Annotated in this window: 16 protein-coding genes; 8 read left to right on the top strand and 8 right to left on the bottom strand. The window is 55.1% G+C overall.

Annotation, left to right across the window (positions count from 1 at the left end; genetic code table 11):
* The first annotated feature begins 71 nt into the window (after positions 1–71).
* From G5221_RS11530 to G5221_RS11545, 4 genes are all read left to right on the top strand, one after another.
* Positions 72–266: a hypothetical protein gene (locus tag G5221_RS11530; protein ID WP_013724188.1), complete on the top strand. Its 195-nt coding sequence runs from the start codon at positions 72–74 to the stop codon at positions 264–266.
* A complete protein-coding gene (gene pyrB / locus G5221_RS11535) occupies positions 247–1167 on the top strand; it encodes an aspartate carbamoyltransferase (protein ID WP_005339735.1) in 921 nt (306 codons plus the stop codon). The genes G5221_RS11530 and pyrB overlap by 20 nt, the downstream gene beginning before the upstream one ends.
* 15 nt (positions 1168–1182) lie before the next feature.
* Positions 1183–1647 carry an aspartate carbamoyltransferase regulatory subunit gene (gene pyrI / locus G5221_RS11540; protein WP_005339730.1) on the top strand — a complete coding sequence of 155 codons (465 nt, stop codon included), beginning with the start codon at positions 1183–1185 and terminating at the stop codon, positions 1645–1647.
* A gap of 200 nt (positions 1648–1847) precedes the next feature.
* Positions 1848–2339, top strand: coding sequence for an arginine repressor (locus G5221_RS11545; protein ID WP_005339728.1), 492 nt, complete (start codon positions 1848–1850; stop codon positions 2337–2339).
* 131 nt (positions 2340–2470) lie between these two features.
* Here the strand turns inward: G5221_RS11545 and G5221_RS11550 are convergent, their stop codons facing one another.
* The 4 genes from G5221_RS11550 to arcA all read right to left on the bottom strand — a co-directional run bounded on the left by G5221_RS11550 (position 2471) and on the right by arcA (position 7294).
* On the bottom strand, positions 2471–3877 hold the full coding sequence (locus tag G5221_RS11550; protein ID WP_005339725.1) for a YfcC family protein: 1407 nt from the start codon (positions 3875–3877) through the stop codon (positions 2471–2473).
* 123 nt (positions 3878–4000) lie between these two features.
* On the bottom strand, positions 4001–5005 hold the full coding sequence (argF, locus tag G5221_RS11555; RefSeq protein WP_005339721.1) for an ornithine carbamoyltransferase: 1005 nt from the start codon (positions 5003–5005) through the stop codon (positions 4001–4003).
* 79 nt (positions 5006–5084) lie between these two features.
* Entirely contained in the window at positions 5085–6011 is a 927-nt protein-coding gene (gene arcC, locus G5221_RS11560) for a carbamate kinase (RefSeq protein ID WP_005339719.1), read from the bottom strand.
* Positions 6012–6073: 62 nt separating this feature from the next.
* On the bottom strand, positions 6074–7294 hold the full coding sequence (arcA, locus tag G5221_RS11565) for an arginine deiminase (protein ID WP_005339718.1): 1221 nt from the start codon (positions 7292–7294) through the stop codon (positions 6074–6076).
* A 747-nt stretch (positions 7295–8041) separates the two neighbouring features.
* Here arcA and G5221_RS11570 point away from each other — a divergent pair.
* The 3 genes from G5221_RS11570 to G5221_RS11580 all read left to right on the top strand — a co-directional run bounded on the left by G5221_RS11570 (position 8042) and on the right by G5221_RS11580 (position 9333).
* Positions 8042–8218 (top strand): hypothetical protein, encoded by a 177-nt coding sequence (locus G5221_RS11570; RefSeq protein WP_421172631.1) that lies wholly within the window; start codon positions 8042–8044, stop codon positions 8216–8218.
* A 97-nt stretch (positions 8219–8315) separates the two neighbouring features.
* Positions 8316–8963 (top strand): AAA family ATPase, encoded by a 648-nt coding sequence (locus G5221_RS11575; RefSeq protein ID WP_216952274.1) that lies wholly within the window; start codon positions 8316–8318, stop codon positions 8961–8963.
* 1 nt (position 8964) lies between these two features.
* Positions 8965–9333 (top strand): CopG family transcriptional regulator, encoded by a 369-nt coding sequence (locus tag G5221_RS11580; protein WP_216952276.1) that lies wholly within the window; start codon positions 8965–8967, stop codon positions 9331–9333.
* Between the two features lie 735 nt (positions 9334–10068).
* Here the strand turns inward: G5221_RS11580 and hemN are convergent.
* The 4 genes from hemN to G5221_RS11600 form a co-directional block, all read right to left on the bottom strand.
* Positions 10069–11442 carry an oxygen-independent coproporphyrinogen III oxidase gene (gene hemN / locus G5221_RS11585; RefSeq protein WP_266135228.1) on the bottom strand — a complete coding sequence of 458 codons (1374 nt, stop codon included), beginning with the start codon at positions 11440–11442 and terminating at the stop codon, positions 10069–10071.
* A 31-nt stretch (positions 11443–11473) separates the two neighbouring features.
* Entirely contained in the window at positions 11474–11914 is a 441-nt protein-coding gene (locus G5221_RS11590; protein ID WP_164537978.1) for a DUF2489 domain-containing protein, read from the bottom strand.
* Positions 11915–11925: 11 nt separating this feature from the next.
* Positions 11926–12513, bottom strand: a complete 588-nt coding sequence (gene yihI, locus G5221_RS11595; RefSeq protein WP_421263269.1) for a Der GTPase-activating protein YihI — start codon at positions 12511–12513, stop codon at positions 11926–11928.
* 837 nt (positions 12514–13350) lie between these two features.
* Positions 13351–13968, bottom strand: a complete 618-nt coding sequence (locus G5221_RS11600; protein ID WP_005339710.1) for a c-type cytochrome — start codon at positions 13966–13968, stop codon at positions 13351–13353.
* 142 nt (positions 13969–14110) lie between these two features.
* Here G5221_RS11600 and yihA point away from each other — a divergent pair, with 142 nt between their 5' ends.
* Entirely contained in the window at positions 14111–14767 is a 657-nt protein-coding gene (gene yihA, locus G5221_RS11605) for a ribosome biogenesis GTP-binding protein YihA/YsxC (protein ID WP_005339709.1), read from the top strand.
* Positions 14768–15116: the final 349 nt, after the last annotated feature.

The following is a 15116-nucleotide window of genomic DNA, read 5'->3' on the forward strand; positions in this document are numbered from 1 at the left end:
AAATAAAATTTTGACAATTAAAAAAGCGGCCCTATAATCTGTCCGGTTTTGAAAAAGGTCGGGACGAAACGATGCAGTTTTTGATTCAGAAAACAGCCTTGCAGACGGGTGGTGCGCACCAGAGCGGCCCCGTTGTTTCCGGTTCCCACCCCAACGATCCCCAGTTATTTTTAAAAAAAGCCCCTGTTTCAGGGGCTTTTTTTTGTGCCCGAAAAACCTCCAATGATGTCAAAGGGAATGCAGACGATGACCAATCCACTCTATAAGAAACATGTCATCTCCATTTCGGACCTGACCCGGTCAGAAATGGAACTGGTAGTCTCAACCGCACAACGGTTGAAGGCTGAACCTGACACCAGCCTGTTGAAAGACAAGCTGGTTGCCAGCTGCTTCTTCGAAGCCTCCACCCGCACCCGCCTCTCGTTCGAGACCGCGGTACAGCGCCTTGGCGGCAACATCATCGGCTTCGCCGACGGTGGCAACACCAGCGCCAAGAAGGGCGAGACGCTGGCTGACTCCATCAAGATCATCGGCTCCTACTCGGATGCGGTGGTGATGCGCCACCCGAAAGAGGGCGCGGCCCGTCTGGCCTCCGAATTCTCCCGCGTGCCGGTCATCAACGGCGGCGACGGCTCCAACCAGCATCCGAGCCAGACCCTGCTCGACCTGTTCACCATCCATGAGACCCAGGGCCGTCTGGACAACCTCAACGTCGCTTTCGTCGGTGACCTGAAATATGGCCGCACCGTACACTCGCTGGCCCAGGCCCTCAGCCTGTTCAACTGCCGCTTCTTCTTCATCTCCCCGGAAGCGCTCGCGATGCCGGATTACATCTGCGAAGAGCTGGAAGAGAAGGGCATCCAGTTCAGCGTCCACCAGACCATGGAAGAGGTGATGCCGGAACTGGACATTCTCTACATGACCCGCGTCCAGAAAGAGCGCTTCGACGAGACCGAATACAAGCACATGGCCGCCAAGTTCATTCTGGAGCTGGCGACCCTGGAAGGGGCCAAGCCCACCATGAAGATCCTGCATCCCCTGCCCCGCGTCGACGAGATCGATGTGGCGGTCGACAAGACCCCCCACGCTTGCTACTTCCAGCAGGCGGAGAACGGGGTCTATGCACGCCAGGCGCTGCTGGCACTGGTACTGAACGAAACTGTCTGAGCTTAGGGGAATATCATGTCTGACAAGAACCAACTGCAAGTCGAAGCCATCCGTCACGGCTCCGTCATCGATCACATCCCCGCTGGCCAGGGCATCAAGATCCTCAAGCTGTTCCAGCTGGTCGAAACCCAGGAGCGGATCACCGTCGGCTTCAACCTGAAATCCGGCGCGCTGGGCAAGAAGGATCTCATCAAGATTGAGAACACCCGTCTGACCGAGCAACAAGCCAACCAGTTGGCGCTGTTCGCCCCGAAAGCGACCGTCAACATCATTGAAGACTTCAATGTGGTGAAGAAGCACCAGCTGGAGTTGCCGGAGTTCATTGCCGGGGTGTTCCACTGTCCCAACTCCAACTGCATCTCCCACAACGAGCCGGTGGACAGCTACTTCCGGGTGCGCGAAGTGAAAGGCGTGGTGCGGATGAAGTGCAAATATTGCGAGAAGTCCTTCACTCAGGACATCGTCAGCGAGCGTTACTGATATCTGATTGGGCCCCACGGGGCCCATTTTTGAACCCTGTCACATCACCGAATTTCCAGTCAGCTATAATTTGCCATCGCAAGATGGTAATGCCCGCTCATTCCCTCCATATAGGTTGATTATCAGTGTTTTTACCTGATAACTGACTGCTATGGCAGATATCGCGCGTTTACCTCCGGTCATCATCAAAGGAATTCGCCGTGGTCAAAACCCTCAGTCGTCCCGTTGCCCAAGAGCCCGATCTGGCCCAGCTGGATGCCTGTCGCCAGATCATCGGTCAGCACTGTTACAGCACACAGGAAGAGATCCGCCGCGAGCTGTCGGAGCGCGGCTTTGCCGACATCAGCCAGTCCACCATCTCCCGTCTGTTGCGCCGCCTCGGCGTGGCCAAGGCGCAGAATGCCAACGGCAAGAAGGTCTACACCCTGGTCGATGAGCAGCTGGAACCCGCCGGCAGTACCCGCTCGATCCACGACATGGTACGCGAAGTGGTACACAACCAGCAGATGGTGCTGATCCACACCACTCCGGGGGCCGCCACCGTGGTGGCTCGCCTGCTGGATCGCAACGCCAATCCCGAGATCATGGGCGCCGTCGCGGGCAATGACGTGGTGCTGGTCGCGCCGCGCCATATCAGCCGCACCCGTCAGGCCCATGCCGCCGTGGTGCGCACCCTGGCGCAGGCCCGCTAAGCTCTCTCCCCAAATACATCGAGGCGACCTGCGGGTCGCCTTTTTGTTGCCTGCTACTTTGTGCCCATCACTTCTTGCGCCCATAAAAAACGGGAGCCCGCAGGCTCCCGTTTCATCTTGCTTGTTATCCCTCAGGAGAGCACGGCGCCCAGGCTCAGGCAGACCACGATCAGCACGGTCAGGATACCGAGCAGCGGAGCCACCCACTTCAGCCAGCGCACATAAGGCACCTTGGCGATGGCCAGACCGCCCATGACCACGGCGGAGGTCGGGGTCACCAGGTTCACCAGACCGGAGGCAGACTGGTAAGCAGTCACCACCAGATCGCGGCCCACGTTGGCGAAGTCGGCCAGCGGCGCCATGATCGGCATGGTCAGTACGGCCAGACCGGAGGAGGACGGCACCAGGAAGGAGAGCACCACTTCCAGCACGAACATCACGTTGATAAAGACGATGGTGGAGAGGCCGGTCACGATCCCTTCTGCACTGTGCAAAATGGTGTGAGTGATCATGCCGTTATCCATCACTACCACGATACCACGGGCGATACCGATGATCAGCGCCACACCCAGCAGGTCGCGGGCACCGTCGATAAAGTTGGAGGTCAGCTCCTCCTCGCTCATGCGGGATATAAGACCAACGATGATGGCGGCAGCCAAGAACACGCCGGAGATCTGCGCCATCCACCAGCCCAGCACGGCCACACCGTAGATCATCACGGCAAAGGCGGCGACGAAGATACCCAGCACGATTTTACGGGTCAGGGTGAACTCCAGCATCTGGTCGCTCTTGTTGCCAAGGAAGTGGGCACGGTTCTCTTCCCACTTGTCAGCCACCAGAGATTTGCTCGGATCGCTGCGCACCATCTTGGCGTAACGCATGACGTAGGCAACGCAGAGCAACCAACCGGCGACCAGCATGGCGACGCGCAGCCAGATACCGTCGGTGAAGGAGATACCGGCGGCGTTGGCGGCGATAACAGTCGCAAACGGGTTGATGGTGGAGCCGAGAGTACCGATACCGGCACCCAGCAATACGGTTGCAGCCGCCACCACAGGGTCGAAGCGTGCGGCCATCATCACCGGTACCAGCAGGGTGTAGAAAGGCAGCGACTCTTCGGCCATCCCGTAGATGGTGCCGCCTGCGGCGAACAGCGCCATCAGGATCGGGATCATCCACTCTTCACGGCCACGCAGACGGTCGGTCACACGTTCAATACCGGCATCGATGGCACCTGTCTTGGTCACAATGCCAAGAAAACCACCGATGATCAGGATAAAGAGGGAGACGTCGATGGCGCCTGCCTCATAGGTGTCGTGGTTGTAGAGGCCATCGATAGGTGCCAGCAGCACGTCGACGATCCCCTGGGGATTCCCCTCCACCAGTTTGTAGGTACCCGCCACCGGCACTTCTTTGCCGAGGGCTTCGTTCATGGTCATCTCATATTTGCCGGCCGGCACTATCCAGCTCAGGGCGGCCACCAGGGCGATCAGCACAAACAGTATCGTGTAGGCTGACGGGAACTTGAATTTGGTCATGGTCCAGCTTCCTTCTGTGGGTGTGGTATCCATGCAGGCTGCGGGTTGTAGGGTTAGAGGTATTATGCCGCTGTCACATGGTCGAAAAGCCGGGGGTCGCCCCCCGGCACCACTACTGCGACCTTAGTCGCCCAGCGTAGCAACCATCACTGCCTTGATGGTGTGCATCCGGTTTTCGGCCTCGTCGAACACGATGCTGTGCTCGGATTCGAACACATCCTCGGTCACTTCCAGGCCTTTCATGCCATATTTGTCAGCCACTTCCTTGCCCATGGTGGTCTCGTCGTTGTGGAATGCGGGCAGGCAGTGCATGAACTTCACATCCGGGTTCTTGGTGGCGTTGATGACATCCATGTTGACCTGATACGGGGTCATCAGTTTGACGCGCTGATCCCAAGCTTCTTTTGCTTCACCCATGGATACCCAGACGTCGGTGTAGAGGAAGTCCGCACCCAGCACGCCCTCTTTCACATCTTCGGTCAGGGTGATGCGTGCGCCGGTCTCTTCGGCGATCAGGCGGCACTTGGCAACCAGCTCCTCTTCCGGCCAGAAGGCTTTCGGCGCGACCAGACGGATGTCCATGCCCATTTTGGCGGCGCCGACCATCAGGGAGTTACCCATGTTGTTGCGAGCATCACCCAGATAGGCGAACTTGATTTGATCCAGACGTTTGCCCTTGCCGTGCTCCAGCATGGTCATGAAGTCGGCCAGGATCTGGGTCGGGTGGAATTCGTTGGTCAGGCCGTTCCAGACCGGGACTCCGGCGTAGGCGCCCAGCTCTTCCACGATCTCCTGACCGTAGCCACGGTATTCGATACCGTCATACATGCGACCCAGTACACGGGCGGTGTCCTTCATGGACTCCTTGTGACCGATTTGGGAACCGCTCGGGCCAAGGTAGGAGACTTGCGCGCCCTGGTCGAAGGCCGCCACTTCAAACGCACAGCGGGTACGGGTGGAGGTCTTCTCGAAAATCAGGGCGATGTTCTTGCCGACCAGATGCTTGCGCTCGTAGCCACCGTATTTGGCTTTTTTCAGGTCGATGGCCAGGTCGATCATGTATTGGATTTCGCGCGGGGTGAAGTCCAGCAGTTTCAGGAAGTTACGGTTACGCAGATTAAAAGCCATGATGAGTTCTCTCTATATATGTTTCAGACCAGTTCGGGCAGTAGTGTTGACTACGCATTCTCAGTACAGATATCGGTAATTACGCATGTACGGTGCGGGTGGCGACGATATTGGTGCCGGCTTCACCCTTGAGGATGGCGAGGCCATCTTCCAGCGAGCCGATGCCAACCATGCCGCCGGTCGCTTTGACAAATTCACAGGAGGCTTCGACTTTCGGCCCCATGGAACCTGCGTCGAACTTGACCCCGGCCAGCTCGTCCGGGCTGGTGACTCGCAGCGGACGCTGGGTCGGCTTGCCCCAATCCAGATAGACGGCATCGGCATCGGTCAGGATCAGCAGGGCGTCGGCCTTGATCTGCTTGGCCAGGTAGGCGGCAGACATGTCTTTGTCGATGACGGCTTCGATACCGGTCAGGCTCTGGCCATCCCAAGTCACCGGGATACCGCCACCACCGGTACAGATGATGAGATGGCCCTGGGCAATCAGAGTCTCGATAGCGTCGCCTTCGACGATGCGCTGGGGCAGCGGGGATGGCACTACGCGGCGGAAGAACTTGCCGTCAGCCTTGACCACCCAGTGCTTCTCTTCTGCCAGGGTGCGGGCTTCAGCCTCTTCGTAGACGGGGCCGATAAATTTGGTCGGATTGGCAAACGCCGGATCCTTGGGATCGACCTGCACCTGAGTCAGCAGCGCGGTGACGTTGCGGCTCGGCATCAGGTTTTTCAGTTCCTGGATCAGCATGTAGCCGATCATGCCCTGGGACTCGGCACCCAGCACATCCAGCGGATAGGGGGATACCTTGGTGTAGGCGCTGTTTTGCAGGGCCAGCAGGCCGACTTGCGGGCCGTTGCCATGCACCAGCACCACGTTGTACTCCTGAGCGATCAGGGCGATGGTCTTGGCGGCAGTTGCGATGTTCTTGCGCTGGATATCCGCTTCCAGTGGCTCACCACGACGGAGCAGTGCATTGCCACCCAGAGCGACGACGACAGTTGGTTTTTTCATAGTGGTTAATCTCGAGTTTGGTTCTGTGTGGCGCCAGCTTCTGCCGGCGCCACGCCGTCTCATCAGATGCTGTCGCGTTCCATCGGGCAGCTCATGCAGCGGGCGCCGCCGCGGCCACGGCCCAGTTCATCACCCGGAATGGAGAGAACTGTGATACCGGCCTTGTCATATTTCTCATTGGTGTAGGTATTGCGCTCGTAACCCACCACCACGCCGGGACGTACGGTCAGTACGTTGTTGGCGTCGTTCCACTGCTCGCGTTCGGCTTCGAAGCTGTCACCGCCAGTGGTGATGATCTTCAGCTGATCGACGCCCAGTGCTTTCTCGATAGCGGTGACGAAGTAGCCCTCTTCCTTGATGTTCATGCCGGTAGCGCCGCCCGGAGTCAGGCTCCAGCACTGCACGTCCTTGCGGATCACTTCCGGATAGACGGAGAAGGTGTCGATATCCATGTGGGTCATGACGGTATCCAGGTGCATGCAGCTGCGGTGTTTCGGCAGCTCCATAGCGATGACCTGCTTGGCCTGACCATGTTTGAACAGGCTGCGGGCCAAGTGCTCGACACCTTGCGGGGTGGTGCGCTCGGACATGCCGATCAGCACGGCGCCGCGGCCGATAACCAGTACGTCGCCACCCTCGATGGTGGAGTTGTCGTAGTCACGCTCCTCGTCACCGAAGTACTTGATGAAGTCCTGACCGGCAAACATCGGGTGCCAGCGGTAGATGGCCTTCACATGGTTGGTCTCGCGGCGACGAGCCGGCTTGGCCATCGGGTTGATGGAGACGCCACCGTAAACCCAGCAGGAGGTGTCACGGGTAAAGAGGTGGTTGGGCAGCGGCTCGATGATGAAATCGGTCGGAGCGTGCATGCCCACTACCATGTTGACGCCGCTGTAGGGCATCTCGGAGTAAGTCAGGCCGCCGGAGAGAATGCGGGCCAGTTCGCGGTGCGGCATGTCAGCCAGGAAGCAGCGCACGTCGTTGGCAAAAGAAGAGCCGAGGCGATAGTCGGAGACCTGATGTTGCAGCAGCCAGGTTTTGGCTTCCGGCACATCCAGGGTTTCCGCCAGCAGATTGGTCAGCAGGAAAACTTCGACATTCTGATCGCGCAGTACCTGAGCGAATTTGTCGTGCTCCTGACCGGCACGTTCAACAGACAGGACGTCATCGAACAGCAGATCCTGGCAGTTGGAAGGAGTCAGACGCTTCAGACTGAGGTTGGGGCGGTGCAACATGACACGGCGCAATTGGCCAACTTCAGAACCTACATAAAATTTGCTCATGATTATATTCCGTCTAGCAGTGGTCCCTGCGAGTGATTGAATAGATTCCTTCTATTCATGCTCGTGGCTAAGGCGGGATATTCTTTATGTAGGGTAATCGGCTTATGTTCTATCCTGCCCTTGCCTTTCGAAGCCGAGGTTAGACCTGCCAATAGCAATAAACTTAGACATTGATCACATTCACTTTGAACTGAATATATTCACCTTTCAATCTATGACTCCAGTAGCAATTTACGCATTTTCCTCCCAGCAAACCCTGAATCTTCATGCAAAACCACCCCGATATATTTCAGGTTGATTCAACTTTTATTCATGCCAACTCACTGGAAAGATTAAAAGAAAAAACAAAAACCCATTAAAAAACAATGAAATGGGTGGCAACTAAAATAATATCTGAATATTACTACCTGTGTATTGAATACATCGCCGTAACGAGAGGAACGCGGGAGAAATAAATACTCACATCGACCACATTCACTGCATAAATCTTTTCTTGTTCCAGATCATGGCATTGACGCCAACCCCATCAGGCCCAGCCTCATAAGTCACCGCCTCTTTTTGCGGTTCAACTTAATATGCACAAAGTCCGCATCAAGGTGGGCAGCCATCCTCGTCGGTCACCACAACGCCTTTTGATACTTTTTTCATTAATTGAATTTATTCACCTCACCTTGCGCTGGCGCCAACCTCGACTTAACTCAGAAAGTGATCCGGATCACACAGGAATGACACTACCAAGGAGTTGTTATGAAGATGAAACCCATGCTGTTGCTCGCGACTTTGCTGCTCTCTGCGCTCCCCACCCTCAGTCAGGCTGAAGGAGCCCCTGCCATACCCATGGTGGTCTGCCATGTCGACAAGGCTCCCCAGATGCTGGTGCCCGACTATGTCTGCCGCTGGCATGGCGGCAGTGTTCACTATTAACCTGCAGAACGAGAGGAGCATCACTCCTCTCGCCTTGTGATGAGCCAACCCCCTCCTATACTGAAATCAGCGGTTTTCTCATGGATAGGGGAACGTCATGATCTTGTTGGTCGGTGGGGAGAAGGGTGGCAGTGGCAAGAGCTGCCTGGCGCAAAATCTGGCGGTCTACCTCAGATCCCAATTTCAGGGAGAGGTGTTACTGGTCGACTGCGACCCGCAACGCACTACCTCGGACTGGATTCAGGAACGCAATGACAACCCGGATCTGCCACAAATCAACTGCGTTCAGCTCTATGGCAATATTCGCAACGATCTGCTTAGCCTGAAAAATCGCTATGACTACGTCATCGTCGATTGCGGCGGGCAAGACAACCGGGCACTGCGCTCCACCATGGCTGTCGCCACCCACGCCCTGATCCCCTTGCGCCCGAAACGCCGCGACCTCAAGACCCTGCCCCATATGGAAGATCTGATCACCACCTGCAAGATGGTCAATCCGACCCTCAATGCAGCCGTTGTGTTGACCCAATGTCCATCTTTGCCCAATCAGGTAAAGCGGATTCTCGAGGCCAAAGAGGTATGTGCCTCGTTCGGAGTCGATGTACTGAATTCCATCACCTATGGCCGCAACGTCTACGACGATAGTGAGGAAAAGGGATTATCGGTGATGGAGATAGAACCGGATGGCAAATCTGCCGAAGAGATCCGGGCCATCGCCAAAGAGTTCCTGAAAGTGGGGGTATGAGATGGGCTTGGCGGATCTGAAGAAAAAGCATCAGCTGCATCACCAGAAGAAGTTCACTGTCGATGAATTTATCGAAGATGCTGAGTTCTACGCCAAGGGTAAACCCAAGGTTGTCAGCCTTGAGTTGAGTCTGCATAGGGATGAAGCCTTGTCGGCACTGGCCTTTATCGAGAGTGGTGAGCATCTGAAGCCCAGTTTTAAAAAAGCGACCTTCTCCATGAGTACAGTGGCCATCGATGAGCTGGGTAATCTGACCCAACAAGACGGCATGAACAAGTCCCTGCTACTGCGCCTCTTTACCCACTACTTCTCTTCGCTCACCCCTGAAGAGCGCCAAACCATCTATGAGCGCCTCAACCAGCACCTATAAATACCCCATTCACTGCTCTTTTCCTGCCGTCACACCCACATTGGGTGATCACCATCAGAGCACAGAATCTGTTTCCAAAGTAACCAAAATCCCGTGTAAGAGATCTGCCATTCCACATGTAAGTAAACAGCCTAAAAGATCCTCGAGATAATCGGAAGATAGGATCTTAAAACGTGAAGGCGATTAACTTAAGTATCTGTTTATAAATGAATAAATCGAAACACACCACTTTCGAAACAGCTAATAGAAAAAACGTTTTCCATTCTGACGTTGTAGCCGGTTAGAAAATCCTTATAGTTACTCATGCACGGACGCAATGAAGTCGGTCAGGAAGACTGGCTGCCAGGGTTGGGCAAATGGACTCACCACAGGATGTGGTAAAGGACACCTCCCGGGACGGAGAAAGTGCGACGGGACAGGATGACTCGTCAGGCCAAGATGGCTAAAGGACACCCCAAAGGATTGGGAAGGGGAAACCTAAAGGAAGAGGTAAACAGTCAGGGATTGCAGGGAGCAACTTCGTTCAAGGATCTGAGCGATACGACTACCGGGGGCGACGCAAGTCGCCCCCATCTTTTTATCTGCATTTCACCGTCCCCTTGCTTGGCTCTCAATTGCTTGCCTCAGCGCAGAGACTTCTTACCAGAACCTTTCCGACCCGCTGCTTAAGCAAAAATACATATGAAAAGGGCGCCACGATGGCGCCCTTTTCTGTTTTCTAATCGGCAAACAAGCTTATATCACGCGAGAGAACTGTTGCTGGCGCGCCTTGTTGCGCAAGTACACGTCGAAACACATGCAGATATTGCGGATCAGCAGCTGCCCCGTGGAGGAGACCTCCAGACCATCCTCCGTCATACGCACCAATCCATCGTTGATGAAGGTCTGCAGCAGCTTGAGATCGTCGGCAAAATACTCTCTGAAATTGAGACCGTGCGCCTGCTCGACAGACGCAAAGTTCAGACGGAAATCACAGATAAGCCGCTTGATCACCTCACGGCGGATCAGGTCATCCTGATTGAGCGAGCAGCCTTTCCACTGGGCATGACCCAGCTCTGCAACCTGTGCGTAATAAGCCTTGAGCTCTTTCTGGTTCTGGGAATAGGCATCACCGATCATGCTGATGGAGGAGACCCCCAGCCCCAGCAGATCACAATCTCCCTGGGTGGTATAGCCCTGGAAGTTGCGGTGCAGCTTGCCCTCGCGCTGCGCCACTGCCAGCTCGTCATCGGGTTTGGCAAAATGGTCCATACCGATGAACTGGTAACCCTGACCGGTCAGGAAGGCGATGGTGTCCTGCAGCATGGCCAGTTTCTCCTGCGGCGCAGGCATATCCACCTCTTTCAACTTGCGCTGGGCGGCAAAGCGGCTCGGCAGATGGGCATAGTTGAAGATGGAGAGGCGCGCCGGATCCGTCTTGAGCACCTCTTCCAGCGTATGGTGGAAGCTGGCACGATCCTGATGCGGCAGGCCATAGATAAGGTCGAGGTTGGTCGAGCGGAAGCCAAGTTCACGGGCCCGTTCCAGCATCGCTTTAATAAAGTCGTTGTCCTGCTCGCGGTTGACTGCGACCTGCACATCCTTGTTAAAGTCCTGCACCCCGAGGCTGATGCGGTTGAAGCCGACATCTCGCAGCACATCCAGCATGGTAATGGCAATCTCGCGCGGATCGACCTCGATGCTGAACTCCCCCTCTTCGGCGAAATGGAAGTGCTCACGCAGCATGGCCATCAGACGGCGCGTTTGCGCTTCATCCAGATAGGTGGGTGTACCGCCACCCCAGTGCAGTTGGGTGACCAGACGATGCTTGAAGAGCGGGGCTTGCGCCTTGATCTCCTGCTCCAGGTAGTCGAGGTACTCGTCAGCCTTGTGCTGATGGCGGGTAATGACCTTGTTGCAGCCGCAGTAGTAACAGAGCTTGTGACAGAAAGGGATATGCACGTAGAGCGACAGATTGCGCTCGGGATACTGGCCGGCAGCGCGGACAAAATCCGGATAGCCGAAGCTCTCGTTGAACTCCAGCGCAGTGGGATAAGAGGTGTATCGCGGGCCACTGTAGTTATATTTTTCGATCAGGGCCTGATCCCACACAATCTGTTCTGCTTGCACGCTCGCTTCCTCTCTTGTTGTTATTGTTGGCTCACCGACCTAACTGAAAATCCTTCAGCTGGGCCACATCCTTGAGGATCTGAGCCTCCAGCTCGGCCTCGTAGCCGCTGCGTTCGAGATCCATCTTCATCACTTCATTGCGCTTGAGGGCGCGTCTGGCCTCATGGGTCGGCATATCTTTCACCTTCTCATACAGCCCGTACAGACCCGGGAACTCGGCAACGAACGCTCGTCCCCCCTTGATCTGCAACGCATCCAGCAGATTGGTCAGCCGAATGGCGCCTTCGGAGTAATCGCACTGCCCCTCCTGCACCGCATGAGCAATGACCCGTACGCTCTCCAGAATTCGTTCATTGCGAGCAGTAATAGCCCGCCACTGCATCGCTTGCTGCCGTCTCAGCCTGGCCAGCAGCATGCCTGCATAGATGGCCAACCCTGACAAAATCAGGCCGCCCAACAGGGCGGCCAGCATCCATCCACTCATCACTTTTTCTTCGGCTCAGGCTTGGGTTCCGGCTTGAAATCGACCTGGTTGAAACGGTCCCACAACTCCTCTTCGGAGGCCGGTTTCTGCTCGTCGAACTCGGCGTCATCGCCATCATCAAACGGCAGCTCATCATCTTCATCATCGTCGTTGTCGATGATGCCCAGCTCATCCATCAGCTCCTGATAACGGTCGACACGCTGATCAACCCAGGCCTGCTCGGCCGCTTCCAGGGTTTCACCGGCATCAAGACGATCCAGCAGATCATTCAAGCGGTCATCGTTTTCGATGGAAGCCAGCTCCTGCTCGGGCGTCATCACCAGCGTCTTCTCTTTCACCGCCTTGGGTGCTGCCGGCTTCTTCTGTTTGTCATCCACCACCAGAACTACCGGCTTGCGGGAACCGATACGCGGATCTGTGGACTGGCTGTTGCCAGACTTGTTCTTCGGCTGTTCAACTTGCTGACGAGAACCAGCCTTCAGGCCTTTGCGCTTGGCAGCCCGTTTACGCTCACGGCCTTCCTGAGCACTGACATCAGATTCTTTGCGCTTGCCAGTAGGCTTGCGAGTGGGTTGTTTGGCAGACATGAATGGCTAACTCCGAAAAATAACTGGTTTGACCCGTACCCGGGATGATTTCACCCGGTGGGATACGATGCGAGGAACAGTAAGGCTGGAACAAGAGCAGGATCCCGCACCAATCCGGCCCAATCAGGCCACTGAACACCGCAGGATCGGTATCCTCTGGGCATGTTGCTGGTATTTTGACACAGAATGGCTAATCGGGTTAATGACCCAAAAGAAAAAAGGCAGCCGAAGCTGCCTTGATATGTTCATGCGTGCGCCATCCTGAATGGCAAAACAATCTGTTTCGTCCTCTCCGTGACAACTTGTCGCCGCATCATATCATTGTGTGGTCATCCTGACCTTATATTGGTCGTTCCTGAATGTGCGTATGCCTGTTTGACCCGTCTCGACCGCATCCTGCCATCGTGCCGGGGAGTCTGCATCCCGCAACCCCATCCCGCTCCGGAGATGGTCACCATCCTGATCCTTCAATCCTTTGCCAGCTCATCCGAGCCCATGGCATCCCGCCACGCTAGCCATCCTCTGCTCACAACACCCTGTCGTGAAACCGCCACCCAATCCGTGGGTGAATCCATTAAGCCTACTGTACCAACTCTATAAAGAGGCTCAATCCACTCAAAACATTCTCAACATGTCGAAAAATATCAATATTTATATAATCTGTTGATAAGTAATGATTATTTAATATTTTATGCAATTTTATGAGCCTTGGCCTGCCTTGAGAATGGGAGATCTCTTACAGAACGGGGGGATTAAACCGAGAATTATCTGAAAGCCATAAAAACAACGGGGAGCCCAGGCTCCCCGTTTCAACTCAAATCGACCGTATCGACTATATCAGTGCAGACCCGCCACATATTTGGAGAGGGCTTCGATATCCTGATCAGTCAGTTTCTTGGCAACGTCCCGCATCATGCCATTCGGATCGTTGTCACGCGTCCCGGCACGGAATGCGGTGAGCTGAGCCTTGATATAGGCAGGATGCTGGCCGGACAGGTTTGGATACTTCGCCTGTTCGACACCCGAGCCACGGGGACCATGGCAAGCCGTACAAGCTGCCAGACCGCGACTCATGTCACCACCCATATAGAGTGCCTTGCCCGCTTCGACCACGTCGTCAGGGACAGCGATAGGGGTAACCTTCAGGCTGGAGAAATAAGCCGCCAGGTCATCCATGTCCTGTTCCGACAAAGGTAACGCCATCGGCCCCATCACTGGCGCAACCCGGCCAATTTGACCAGAAGCGGCAGCCTTCAGTTCAACTAACTGCTTTTTGATATATGATGCGTGCTGACCAGCAATTTTGGGGTACATATCAACCAGGCTGTTTCCGTCCGGTCCATGACAAGCCGCACAAACGGCAGCCTTGGTCTGTCCCGCAGCGGCATCGCCCTTGGCTTGTGCCATCCCCGTTACGCCAACCATCAGAGCAAGAGTAATGACTAGGTTCTTCATGGCGTTCCAACTTTTCGTTATTAGGCTTCCAGATCCCATGCCGCTGAAGGCATGTTAAAATAAACGCGTTTAAGCGACGCTATTTTACACCATTTTACAAAAAAGTAACTCTATAACCCTCTATCTCCATGGGGAATTTACGTTGGATACACAAACTCTGAATTTCAATAAGGTGCATTTTGTGACCAGCGCACCCGACATCCGTCACCTGCCAAATGATGGGGGTGTCGAGATCGCGTTTGCCGGCCGTTCCAACGCCGGTAAGTCATCTGCATTGAACACCTTAACCAAACACAAGAACCTGGCGCGCACCAGTAAGACACCTGGTCGTACCCAGCTGATCAACCTGTTTGAGCTGGAACCGGGCAAGCGTCTGGTCGACTTGCCGGGTTATGGTTATGCGCAAGTTCCGCTGGAAATGAAGCTCAAGTGGCAAAAGTCACTGGCAGAGTATCTGCAGCGCCGTGAGTCATTGAAAGGTCTGGTGATCCTGATGGACATCCGCCACCCGCTCAAAGATACCGACATGAACATGCTGGAGTGGAGCTCGCACCGTCAGTTGCCCGTTATGCTGTTGCTGACCAAGGCCGACAAACTGAGCCCGGGTCCGCGCAACAACCAGGTGATCAAGGTGCGCCAGGCCGTTGCCAACCTCGGCTCCCAGATCCAGGTCGAAGCGTTCTCCTCCCTCACCAATATCGGTGTGGAGAAGCTGGCGCAAACCCTGACCGAATGGTACGTCAGTGGTGACGATACCGACCTGCTGAACGCTGACGAACAGCAACCTGCCGAGGAGTAATCTACTCCTCGCTCTCCTTGCAATTGGCGGAGCACTCCTCCGCTGATTGAAAGGGTTTCAGATTACTGCTTTCACCTGCCTCACGACAAATACCCCGCATTCGCCTCCCCCTGCTATATCCAATACTGCTTAAAGTTCATATAGATAGGCAGTTAATTCACAAAAATAATTAACTTAAGTAGGCGTTGATAGCGTTTTCAAATTCGTTCTTTCAAAACGAACAAGAATTACACAAAGAGACAAAAATGAAATTTAATTACAAGTTCTAACCGAAAGGGATAAAAATGAGGCCGGACGACAGTGATGCCATCCAGCCTGAAATAATAAGTTCAAAAAATTGGGAAGAAGC

The organism is Aeromonas sp. 602200, assembly GCF_049173895.1.
Lineage (GTDB): Bacteria > Pseudomonadota > Gammaproteobacteria > Enterobacterales > Aeromonadaceae > Aeromonas > Aeromonas veronii_A.